At 46.9% G+C, this 13,372-nt stretch carries 1 protein-coding gene and 1 CRISPR repeat array (1 of these 2 running past the window's edge); the gene reads right to left on the bottom strand.

Features of this window, described 5'->3' with window-relative positions:
- Positions 1 to 11,994: direct repeats of the CRISPR family, unit length 36 nt; unit sequence TCTCCTACTCGCTAGGGGACGCGATCGATTGGAAAC; it reaches 5,565 nt to the left of the window's first position.
- 197 nt (positions 11,995 to 12,191) lie between these two features.
- The gene (locus ABM313_RS07545; RefSeq protein WP_434687037.1) at positions 12,192 to 12,527 is read right to left on the bottom strand and encodes a hypothetical protein; all 336 of its coding nucleotides are present in this window, start codon (positions 12,525 to 12,527) and stop codon (positions 12,192 to 12,194) included.
- Between the last annotated feature and the right edge of the window lie 845 nt (positions 12,528 to 13,372).

The following is a 13,372-nucleotide window of genomic DNA, read 5'->3' as shown; positions in this document are numbered from 1 at the left end:
GGCAAAGAGGGTATTCCGATTTGGTTCTCCTACTCGCTAGGGGACGCGATCGATTGGAAACTAAAGAGTTCAAGAACTATGTGTTAGGTGGTTCACTATTATCTCCTACTCGCTAGGGGACGCGATCGATTGGAAACTATGCTGTAAAGGTTAGATTATATGTGATTTGTTTATGTCTCCTACTCGCTAGGGGACGCGATCGATTGGAAACATCGTTGCTATCCAGCACACGCGTACTGAGGGTACAAATCTCCTACTCGCTAGGGGACGCGATCGATTGGAAACTTTATGAACTGTGCCATTGGAAATGGGAGTACTCTATTCTCCTACTCGCTAGGGGACGCGATCGATTGGAAACAAACATCGACATCTCGTACATCGATGTCGAAAAGCTCATTCTCCTACTCGCTAGGGGACGCGATCGATTGGAAACCCTTGCGCCCTTGCTACATTGGTTGCACCTGTGAGTTTAGTCTCCTACTCGCTAGGGGACGCGATCGATTGGAAACGATTCGAGAGGGTATCGCGTTTCGCTGTCATCGTCATCATTCTCCTACTCGCTAGGGGACGCGATCGATTGGAAACGATGTGAACCTATCCGCTATGGTGGTTTTGACACTAAAGTCTCCTACTCGCTAGGGGACGCGATCGATTGGAAACATATTTGAAACTCTAAGTCTACTGGCCAAGGAGCATTTATCTCCTACTCGCTAGGGGACGCGATCGATTGGAAACAGATGGCAGCAATATAACCCGAACCGTCTTTAATTTTTCTCCTACTCGCTAGGGGACGCGATCGATTGGAAACATGAGTTTCTAAGACTCCAAATGACGGCGATACAATCTCCTACTCGCTAGGGGACGCGATCGATTGGAAACCAGGAGATACTTCTGCAATCAACAGTCTAGCACGGGGTTCTCCTACTCGCTAGGGGACGCGATCGATTGGAAACACTAAAGATATACCTGAACTCGGTTATCTTAAGGTCTCCTACTCGCTAGGGGACGCGATCGATTGGAAACCTTTTAGGCTTCTCTTTGAGAACCTTTTAGAATGTATAGTCTCCTACTCGCTAGGGGACGCGATCGATTGGAAACAAGATCCAGATTAGCTTGTTTAACTTCAGCTTGTGCCTTAGCTCTCCTACTCGCTAGGGGACGCGATCGATTGGAAACAGCCCTAGAAGCTATGGTGTGATACCAAAAGTTAGTCTCCTACTCGCTAGGGGACGCGATCGATTGGAAACAAGTGCAAGTGATGTCTGCCACTGGTGTAGACAGAGTCTCCTACTCGCTAGGGGACGCGATCGATTGGAAACAGAGTACCCCGTGAGTTATGGGGTGTGGTAGATGCTTCTCCTACTCGCTAGGGGACGCGATCGATTGGAAACCAAACCCTCCAATATTCTGTGCAGCAGTGCGACCTTGACTCTCTCCTACTCGCTAGGGGACGCGATCGATTGGAAACCTTAGCTATAAAGCTACTCCAGGGCGTTTGTTTTCTCCTACTCGCTAGGGGACGCGATCGATTGGAAACTCCAGTGGGTGTGAGCATCCCATTTCACGTTTAAGTTTTCTCCTACTCGCTAGGGGACGCGATCGATTGGAAACGGGAAGAGCTGCTAAGGTGGTTCATCACTCAAGGCATCTCCTACTCGCTAGGGGACGCGATCGATTGGAAACCATTACCATAAAGCTCAATAGCTTCAGCATATAGGAAAGGTTCTCCTACTCGCTAGGGGACGCGATCGATTGGAAACACATCTAACACATATATTAACTCTAGTGTAACAATAGGATCTCCTACTCGCTAGGGGACGCGATCGATTGGAAACAGTTTATATTAACAACATAAATACAACATTAAACATTCTCCTACTCGCTAGGGGACGCGATCGATTGGAAACTATATTACATACCGACTACCTCCACATGAGTGTAGTTATCTCCTACTCGCTAGGGGACGCGATCGATTGGAAACGTTGCTGTTTAAACTGTTTTTATATAACTAATATAATTTCTCCTACTCGCTAGGGGACGCGATCGATTGGAAACTGGACATAACTCATATGCTAATTGACCTTTGTTTTGCTTCTCCTACTCGCTAGGGGACGCGATCGATTGGAAACTGAAACCCTTCATTTTATAGCTTTCAAATGAACCAACAGATCTCCTACTCGCTAGGGGACGCGATCGATTGGAAACAGGTGTGGGTTGATAGATAGGAGTTACAGTCTTAGTCTCCTACTCGCTAGGGGACGCGATCGATTGGAAACATCACCAATCAATGCTGCATTAGCAGACTGTTTACCAGTCTCCTACTCGCTAGGGGACGCGATCGATTGGAAACACTTGAAGTAATAAAATGTTAAACTACAACTTATTATCTCCTACTCGCTAGGGGACGCGATCGATTGGAAACTTAAAAGGGATGTAATGCCCTGATGTTAGGGTTATTCTCCTACTCGCTAGGGGACGCGATCGATTGGAAACTTGCAAGTCTTGTTGTATCTCCATCTTAAACTCTTTATAATCTCCTACTCGCTAGGGGACGCGATCGATTGGAAACTTGATAAAAAATCTCACCTTCTTTTATATTTATAAAGAAGGTCTCCTACTCGCTAGGGGACGCGATCGATTGGAAACATAATTTCATAATTGTATTTTGTATTTGTTAAAAGTCTCCTACTCGCTAGGGGACGCGATCGATTGGAAACTGGTTTTCTTAGAAAGGTTATGAGATCTATATCTAATAATCTCCTACTCGCTAGGGGACGCGATCGATTGGAAACTCAATGTAGGCTTCATTACATGTTACATAACTAACATCTCCTACTCGCTAGGGGACGCGATCGATTGGAAACATAGTTTTTATTATATAAAGAATGCCATAAATCTAATCTCCTACTCGCTAGGGGACGCGATCGATTGGAAACAGAAGGCAAAGTTATATCAAAAAGGTATAGTTCGATCTCCTACTCGCTAGGGGACGCGATCGATTGGAAACGCAACAAACATTACTAATACATTGATGAATTTATTCTCCTACTCGCTAGGGGACGCGATCGATTGGAAACATCTAAGAGATGGAGAAACACCTTCTCCATCTGTTCTCCTACTCGCTAGGGGACGCGATCGATTGGAAACAAACTGACAATCAGTGTTGGTGTTTATGAGAAGTATAATTCTCCTACTCGCTAGGGGACGCGATCGATTGGAAACCAACTGGGTAGATAAGCAGTGACTAAGTGAGTGTGCTTCTCCTACTCGCTAGGGGACGCGATCGATTGGAAACTTAGCGATACCATTAGCTACTCGGCTAGGACGTACTGGTCTCCTACTCGCTAGGGGACGCGATCGATTGGAAACAAGACCTTGTCGTACGACTCTGCCTCAAAGATGTTCTCCTACTCGCTAGGGGACGCGATCGATTGGAAACGGTCTGTGTTCTCGTCACCTAGTAAGTCCACAAGTTCATTCTCCTACTCGCTAGGGGACGCGATCGATTGGAAACGGCAAACTGCTCAGTAATGTCCTCAAGCTCAGCCTCTCTCCTACTCGCTAGGGGACGCGATCGATTGGAAACAATAGTTGGTGCAGAGACAATCACAACATCATCACCAGCTTCTCCTACTCGCTAGGGGACGCGATCGATTGGAAACGTGTTGCGTAAGCACTCCTTTGATACAACCGTTGAGGTTCTCCTACTCGCTAGGGGACGCGATCGATTGGAAACTTTAATGCTGGGAATGTATTGTGAAATCAAAGGATAGTTTTTATCTCCTACTCGCTAGGGGACGCGATCGATTGGAAACATGGGCACATCGGTAGCCGAAGAGTATCATTCATGGGTGTCTCCTACTCGCTAGGGGACGCGATCGATTGGAAACGATATCCCATCATTAGTTGCTCATAGGACTTGCTAGTCTCCTACTCGCTAGGGGACGCGATCGATTGGAAACTCTGTGTCCGTAGGCGGGAACATCTGACCTAGCACTTCTCCTACTCGCTAGGGGACGCGATCGATTGGAAACAAGTAAACGACAATCTCGCGAGAGTTGTCATCATTATCTCCTACTCGCTAGGGGACGCGATCGATTGGAAACTGTAGATAAGAGATACCATTGGCTTAGCACAGACACTTCTCCTACTCGCTAGGGGACGCGATCGATTGGAAACTCTGCTTTTGAGATGGGTTGTAGTTCAATTACTAGTCTTTCTCCTACTCGCTAGGGGACGCGATCGATTGGAAACTGCTGCGTTGCGACCTTGCGACTTCAATGATCGCTCTCCTACTCGCTAGGGGACGCGATCGATTGGAAACAGCGTTCCATCAAATAATCATTAAAACTACATAAATCTCCTACTCGCTAGGGGACGCGATCGATTGGAAACTCACATGGTAGAACCACTGATGGTGCTAGGGCTAAGGTTATCTCCTACTCGCTAGGGGACGCGATCGATTGGAAACAAGAAGCAATGCATCAGACAATTTCTTGTCTTCAGCTCTCCTACTCGCTAGGGGACGCGATCGATTGGAAACATAAAATATCATCTTTAGACTCATTATAAGCCTTTTCTCCTACTCGCTAGGGGACGCGATCGATTGGAAACAATGATAGCAACAAGTTCTTGAAAGATGGACAGTCTAAATCTCCTACTCGCTAGGGGACGCGATCGATTGGAAACGAACTTACCGCAGCTATGCCCAACGAGAAAGTATTTGTCTCCTACTCGCTAGGGGACGCGATCGATTGGAAACTAAAACACTTCTCTAACATTGTTAATCCTTCTAATCTTATTCTCCTACTCGCTAGGGGACGCGATCGATTGGAAACGTAAGGCTCAAAGAAAGGCTCAACAAGGAGTTACTATCTCCTACTCGCTAGGGGACGCGATCGATTGGAAACTTGTTGTCATTGAATGACTTAAGTAGTTTAAGAGCATCATCTCCTACTCGCTAGGGGACGCGATCGATTGGAAACAATAGGCCAACACAAACTAGCGCCAATTACATGTTCTCCTACTCGCTAGGGGACGCGATCGATTGGAAACCTAGGTTTTGTAATAAAGCCTAGCTTTGCTGTTTTCTCCTACTCGCTAGGGGACGCGATCGATTGGAAACAGCTGCTCCGATAGCATTTTGTAGATGGTCTTGATTGACTCTCCTACTCGCTAGGGGACGCGATCGATTGGAAACCACTCAGCTTTATAAATCAATCCTGTGTGGTTATTTTTTCTCCTACTCGCTAGGGGACGCGATCGATTGGAAACAATAAGCAGGAAATTCCAAGCAATCACTTGTCACCTCTCTCCTACTCGCTAGGGGACGCGATCGATTGGAAACTTAGATAAAAATACAGTGGCATAATTTACTCCTTAATCTCCTACTCGCTAGGGGACGCGATCGATTGGAAACTGATAGAGTAGTACCACTTGTTGTTAGACATTTGGCTCTCCTACTCGCTAGGGGACGCGATCGATTGGAAACTTCTAAAGACTGTTTAGCCTCAGTCTTTTGCTTATTATTCTCCTACTCGCTAGGGGACGCGATCGATTGGAAACTACCCATCCTAATTCAACAATAGTTGATGGATATAATCTCCTACTCGCTAGGGGACGCGATCGATTGGAAACATGGCTTGATGAGTTAGAAAGGATGAAAACAAAATGCTTCTCCTACTCGCTAGGGGACGCGATCGATTGGAAACTTGCCAACTTTCTGGATTTCCACGACTTCATATTTAGGATCTCCTACTCGCTAGGGGACGCGATCGATTGGAAACGCGAGATAGACGGTCAATCAGGTCATCAAGGCTGAGAAGTCTCCTACTCGCTAGGGGACGCGATCGATTGGAAACACCGTTATGATACCAGAACCGGTAAGATTATAAAGCAATCTCCTACTCGCTAGGGGACGCGATCGATTGGAAACTTCTTTGAATGTTGCGCGTCCTTCTTTATAAGGTGCGCTCTCCTACTCGCTAGGGGACGCGATCGATTGGAAACTAGTAGCGCCCGTAAGTTTAGCAGCCTCCTCAATAGTGTCTCCTACTCGCTAGGGGACGCGATCGATTGGAAACACCGCGGCGGCGGCGCGGCCGCCGACCCGCGGTCGCTCTCCTACTCGCTAGGGGACGCGATCGATTGGAAACGGCGGAAGTGTGGAGGAAGCATGGCTAGGTGATGTAATCTCCTACTCGCTAGGGGACGCGATCGATTGGAAACGGACAATATAAAAACCCTTCCAATGTGATTTCCAAATCTCCTACTCGCTAGGGGACGCGATCGATTGGAAACAATGTTTGAACTGATCAATGATCCACCGCTGCACCATTCTCCTACTCGCTAGGGGACGCGATCGATTGGAAACGAAAGGTCATGACTATTTACTGTCCCGTCACTGTACTTCTCCTACTCGCTAGGGGACGCGATCGATTGGAAACCCAAGTACAGTCATTCTATCGATGTGACGATGACCTATCTCCTACTCGCTAGGGGACGCGATCGATTGGAAACTAAAAGATTTAATGATATTTGTAGGATTGCCAAACTTGTCTCCTACTCGCTAGGGGACGCGATCGATTGGAAACCTTGTCTGCTGCATTGTCCCACTTCATCCATTTCTTTTTGTCTCCTACTCGCTAGGGGACGCGATCGATTGGAAACTTAGCGTTAGCATTGCGTTCTGCTTCCAGAAAAGCTCTCCTACTCGCTAGGGGACGCGATCGATTGGAAACGGCCTTTTTGTAATGCTCCACCGCCTTGTCGTTCATGGTCTCCTACTCGCTAGGGGACGCGATCGATTGGAAACAATGTTAGGTGCAAGGCGATCGCCTATGGAAGCAAAGATTCTCCTACTCGCTAGGGGACGCGATCGATTGGAAACTAGGCTGTTCCATATAGGAAACAATTCGCCCACAAATTGCTCTCCTACTCGCTAGGGGACGCGATCGATTGGAAACATTGCATATACAATATTCCTTGAGTGACTGATGGTTACTTGGTCTCCTACTCGCTAGGGGACGCGATCGATTGGAAACAGGATTTGCTGATATTGCCGAAATTGCACCCCGATACAAATTTCTCCTACTCGCTAGGGGACGCGATCGATTGGAAACCTCATGCCCTTACCCTCTTTTTCTTAGATTGCAACGCCCATCTCCTACTCGCTAGGGGACGCGATCGATTGGAAACAAGGCGGCAGTATTGCGCCCGTACACAGCGTTAAGAATTCTCCTACTCGCTAGGGGACGCGATCGATTGGAAACTGCTGAAACAATGGTTTCGATTTGCTTCTTTGTAATTTGATCTCCTACTCGCTAGGGGACGCGATCGATTGGAAACGCTAGGCAGATCGTCAAGCCCAAACTCTTCTTTAACTTCTCCTACTCGCTAGGGGACGCGATCGATTGGAAACCAAACCCATCAGCAGTAAATGTTGCAAGCCTTTCATCTCCTACTCGCTAGGGGACGCGATCGATTGGAAACGGTGCTTATTCTGTTACCGTTTCCAATTCGATTGGATGCACAGTCTCCTACTCGCTAGGGGACGCGATCGATTGGAAACTGTTAAACGTTTAACAGAATGCATATCACCATACTGTAAATCTCCTACTCGCTAGGGGACGCGATCGATTGGAAACTAATCCCAAAGACAAAGCCCACCGTAGGTCTTTTAATCCGCTTCACTTCTCCTACTCGCTAGGGGACGCGATCGATTGGAAACTGACCAAGATCCAATCAAGCTACACCCGATCACTGTCTCCTACTCGCTAGGGGACGCGATCGATTGGAAACCAGTTTCTCGTTTAGCGGTTCTTTTTGCAGACTCTTTTCTCCTACTCGCTAGGGGACGCGATCGATTGGAAACCGCTGATAGTCCTAAAGGTGGGGGCTTGCTTCTTATTGAGTCTCCTACTCGCTAGGGGACGCGATCGATTGGAAACGGCTGTCATAACAGTACAGTTACTAAATTAGTTGACGATCTCCTACTCGCTAGGGGACGCGATCGATTGGAAACTCGTGACTACTACTTTCTTGGAAGGCGATATTGATGTCTCCTACTCGCTAGGGGACGCGATCGATTGGAAACCGCCGATCTTGGCTTCTTGGAGAGGAACGTACCAGTCTCCTACTCGCTAGGGGACGCGATCGATTGGAAACCAAAAATAATTCCGTGAGGAGCGTCTGCAATATCGTTCTCCTACTCGCTAGGGGACGCGATCGATTGGAAACACATCAAACTGATCAGAACCAAAATCAAACTCTAAGTCTCCTACTCGCTAGGGGACGCGATCGATTGGAAACTCTTAGCCGATCGCTGCCAAGGATCAAGCACCCTTTCAATCTCCTACTCGCTAGGGGACGCGATCGATTGGAAACAAAAAACCAGAAGACTGTAACAACCAAACTGCAAGTCTCCTACTCGCTAGGGGACGCGATCGATTGGAAACATTAAGCTGACGCTGAGATAGAGAGCGGAAGTAGCATCTCCTACTCGCTAGGGGACGCGATCGATTGGAAACAGCTAGGCAGATCGTCAAGCCCAAACCCTTCTTTAATCTCCTACTCGCTAGGGGACGCGATCGATTGGAAACCCAATGATACTAAGCTGTCTTCTGAATTTAATGTCAACTCTCCTACTCGCTAGGGGACGCGATCGATTGGAAACATAGCTAGGCAGATCGTCAAGCCCAAATTCTTCTTCTCCTACTCGCTAGGGGACGCGATCGATTGGAAACGAAGTTCAACACGACCGCGATTAACCTCAGCAACGAATCTCCTACTCGCTAGGGGACGCGATCGATTGGAAACGCGCAAAGGGTTTGTATTTTCTTTATTCACGATAAACAAATCTCCTACTCGCTAGGGGACGCGATCGATTGGAAACAATTACTAAAAATTTACAGTGATTTAATTGAGCGGTCGTTCTCCTACTCGCTAGGGGACGCGATCGATTGGAAACCGCAAACCTACACCAACATATTCAGGAAGGTTGGTGTTTCTCCTACTCGCTAGGGGACGCGATCGATTGGAAACAGTATTACCGCATGGGTACTGTAAGTCGTCTTCCCCTCTCCTACTCGCTAGGGGACGCGATCGATTGGAAACCAAAAAACTGCTGAAGCGGAGGTTGATGAGGATGATCTCCTACTCGCTAGGGGACGCGATCGATTGGAAACTTAAAATCCCATTGCCTATATAAAGATCGGGATCGATCTCCTACTCGCTAGGGGACGCGATCGATTGGAAACAATCCGATTACAGCGGCAGCCAACGGAATCATAAACGGTCTCCTACTCGCTAGGGGACGCGATCGATTGGAAACAGGTTAAATTTGCGCGTGAAAGCTACTCGCTTAACTTCTCCTACTCGCTAGGGGACGCGATCGATTGGAAACTTAATCGATTCGGCTTCTTGCCAGCGAAGGGCGTTGTCTCCTACTCGCTAGGGGACGCGATCGATTGGAAACAAAGCCCATCAAATAAATCAATAGCTAAGCCTGAGATATCTCCTACTCGCTAGGGGACGCGATCGATTGGAAACATTGGTAGGAGCTACATCAGTGTCTTCTTCTTTTTCTCTCCTACTCGCTAGGGGACGCGATCGATTGGAAACCAGTTGAGTATTGCCACGGCTAGGGATAGGCTCAAACTTCTTCTCCTACTCGCTAGGGGACGCGATCGATTGGAAACTACAAGGTCAAGAAGCCGCCTTTATTCATAATCTGACTGTGCTTTCTCCTACTCGCTAGGGGACGCGATCGATTGGAAACAATATTTTCCATAGACTCAAAACCAAATACACCAACCATCATCTCCTACTCGCTAGGGGACGCGATCGATTGGAAACAAGGGTAATTTCGTAAGCATGTTGTCAATAGTAAAATCTCCTACTCGCTAGGGGACGCGATCGATTGGAAACCTCACGGCTGATTGCTGCTTGTAGACGGTTGTACATCTCCTACTCGCTAGGGGACGCGATCGATTGGAAACGAAATCAGCGTCAATGCTGAAATAGCGGTTATCTTCGTTCTCCTACTCGCTAGGGGACGCGATCGATTGGAAACCCCACCACAAAAGCCTTCGAGATCGCCTTAATTTTTCTCCTACTCGCTAGGGGACGCGATCGATTGGAAACAAGCCAGTTTTTCAATTGATGAGTCACAGTTTCGCACAATATCTCCTACTCGCTAGGGGACGCGATCGATTGGAAACTCAGATAAGGTCGTACCCACTGGTGGATTGTCGATATCTCCTACTCGCTAGGGGACGCGATCGATTGGAAACTCAAATTCAGTTCAGCTTGTATAGCAGGCAACATTCCATCTCCTACTCGCTAGGGGACGCGATCGATTGGAAACAGTACCTCGGCAAATCTGGGGACATCATCTGAGAAGTTTCTCCTACTCGCTAGGGGACGAGATCGATTGGAAACTTTAGTCAGTGGCGTGAATATCTTTACGGAATCCAAGAGGTCTCCTACTCGCTAGGGGACGCGATCGATTGGAAACACCACACATATCCATACATTCAGTAGCGCACTCAGCATCTCCTACTCGCTAGGGGACGCGATCGATTGGAAACGTTTTTCAACTAAAACTATTGCTGTTTGTCTGGCTAAATCTCCTACTCGCTAGGGGACGCGATCGATTGGAAACTTGAATCAAAAAAATTATGCTGAGACAGTAGATCGATCTCCTACTCGCTAGGGGACGCGATCGATTGGAAACACAGCCTCTATACCAGTTAGGGTTAAAGGATTTGCCTCTCCTACTCGCTAGGGGACGCGATCGATTGGAAACTTAAGTGCAAATAACTAATATCTTTAAAAATTTAATCTCCTACTTGCTAGGGGACGCGATCGATTGGAAACCTGCGTCTTGCCTGAGATTCAGCTTTTTTCATGAGTCTCCTACTCGCTAGGGGACGCGATCGATTGGAAACTCTATTCCGTACTTGATTTCATTTTCTTCTGTGCAAATGCCGCCTAATTCTCCTACTCGCTAGGGGACGCGATCGATTGGAAACGGCGATCGGTTCGACCATCTTGCTCGACCACTTACTATCTCCTACTCGCTAGGGGACGCGATCGATTGGAAACTGATAGATCAAATGGGTAATATCTCTGTATAAACCTTGTCTCCTACTCGCTAGGGGACGCGATCGATTGGAAACACCTCCAACAGTAGAACCAATTTGAGAACCTAAACCGTTATCTCCTACTCGCTAGGGGACGCGATCGATTGGAAACAACCTGCTTCTGTTTTGGATAGCCAAGATTTTTCCAAACTCTCCTACTCGCTAGGGGACGCGATCGATTGGAAACTATAAACTACTACTCATATAGCGATGGAGCAATACTCTCCTACTCGCTAGGGGACGCGATCGATTGGAAACGAGCCATCCTTCGACCTCGCGCAATTTGAGGTTACAGCTCTCCTACTCGCTAGGGGACGCGATCGATTGGAAACAAAATAAAAGTCTTGTAAAACAATCATTTTCACGTTAATATCTCCTACTCGCTAGGGGACGCGATCGATTGGAAACAACAATAAATATGAGCAAATCAATTCGCAAATCTGCTCTCCTACTCGCTAGGGGACGCGATCGATTGGAAACTATTCTTTTCTGTCACGCGAGTTGGTACGAGCATCAAAGTATCTCCTACTCGCTAGGGGACGCGATCGATTGGAAACTCCTTTGCCATTTTCAAGTAGTAATCTTCGTCAGGTAATCTCCTACTCGCTAGGGGACGCGATCGATTGGAAACCCATTGATGGTGTTGAACTTAAGCCCACTGACTTACAATTCTCCTACTCGCTAGGGGACGCGATCGATTGGAAACCGTTAGCTGCGTACCTTTACAACAGGGTCAGGAGGAATCTCCTACTCGCTAGGGGACGCGATCGATTGGAAACCATCAATGGGAGTTGTGCTATCTGTAGGCATATTTAATTCTCCTACTTAGGGGACGCGATCGATTGGAAACTCGTTGTCATGGAATCTGGAGTAATTCACCAGATGCAAAGAGCCACACCCACTAAGAAATTTATTCCTGCGCCCCCCCACTTTTAAAACCGATGCAAAGAATGTTAGAGATGTCCTAGATTTGTAGCAAACATCGGGCAACCAAATTTCCTATAACAAATAAAGGAATGGCTAAGCCATTCCTTTATTTAGGCTAAGTTATAGCTTTTGCCTGACCTGTTCGCGCAACTCACGAGCTTGGGCATCATTGTTACTCGCAATAGATAGAAACACAACATATTCGCCATTTTGAGAAACGCAGGCTATGGAGACAACAGATTGATTAGTTCGCCCAGTAACCCCTCCACGAATTGGTTTAACTTGTTGTAAATTCAAATCTTTGAGAGCCTTATTAGCTTTCTCAAGACAGACTTTACTTGTGCCATTCTCTTTCTTCCAAGAGTTGTACATCGAAGGAACTTGGGCAAAAGCGGGAAGACTAAAGGCGCTAACAGCAATCAATGAACCAAAAAACGAGAATATTTTGGATGACATATTTTTATTGTGGATCAAGGGCATAAAGTTTTCTATTGGAAGCCAAATTTCCGAAGTCTCAATTTTAATATACCGCGCTTTGCGCTTAAGCCAAATTAAAAATCTCCTACTCGCTAGGGGACGCGATCGCTTGGAAACTTCTCAAGCATAACTTCAATCTTATTCAGAATTGTTCTCCTACTCGCTAGGGGACGCGATCAATTTTTCTCTTGGTAAGGGAAAGGTCATGTATCCCAATTGTTACTGATGTTACGTGGAACTCAGATGATGAATCTTTTGCTGCTAGCACGACAGGGCAACCACGGGGGGATTGCCCCTACCCCAATAATTTAGATTTTTGTAAGGGCTGTGGATGGTGCGTGCCAGCCATAGCCTTAGATGATCGTAGGAATTCTATCCACGTAACATCAGTTGTTAGAGGATGCGATCGCCAATCTAAATAGCCGAGATAAAGATCCCCGACTTTTTCGGTGCAAGTTCAGATCACTTTTGCCAGTCATACAAAAAGTCGGGGATCTGGGCGCTTACAGGTTACTTTTGTATCTCTAGGAAAAGCGATCGCCTCATCAAAAAGCAAACCATCAAACAGGCTGCTTTTTTGTTTGCTTACTCACTCGAACAGGCGATCGCCTAAAAAAAGTAAGATAAACCTTCTGATAAAATATAGCTAAGCCTCAATAGCTAAGCCTCAGTTGGCATAATTGTGAAAATATCCTCAATAAGTAGGAATGCATTAACTTTTTTGCAAAAAAGGAGTACTAAAATGGCTACAGTGATTCAACCGCCAGTGATAGAGACAGTTACATCGCAGCGGCAGAGCAGTTTTTTGTAAAAGCAAGAATTTG

It is taken from the genome of Pseudanabaena minima str. Chao 2107 (assembly GCF_051131155.1).
GTDB lineage: Bacteria > Cyanobacteriota > Cyanobacteriia > Pseudanabaenales > Pseudanabaenaceae > Pseudanabaena > Pseudanabaena minima.
The sequence above is the reverse complement of the archived record's forward strand: the minus strand, read 5'-3'. Positions and strand labels throughout refer to the sequence as shown.

Bases quoted from the DNA above. Each gene is read 5' to 3' on its own strand.
- ABM313_RS07545 (WP_434687037.1), bottom strand. From the start codon at position 12,527: ATGTCATCCAAAATATTCTCGTTTTTTGGTTCATTGATTGCTGTTAGC.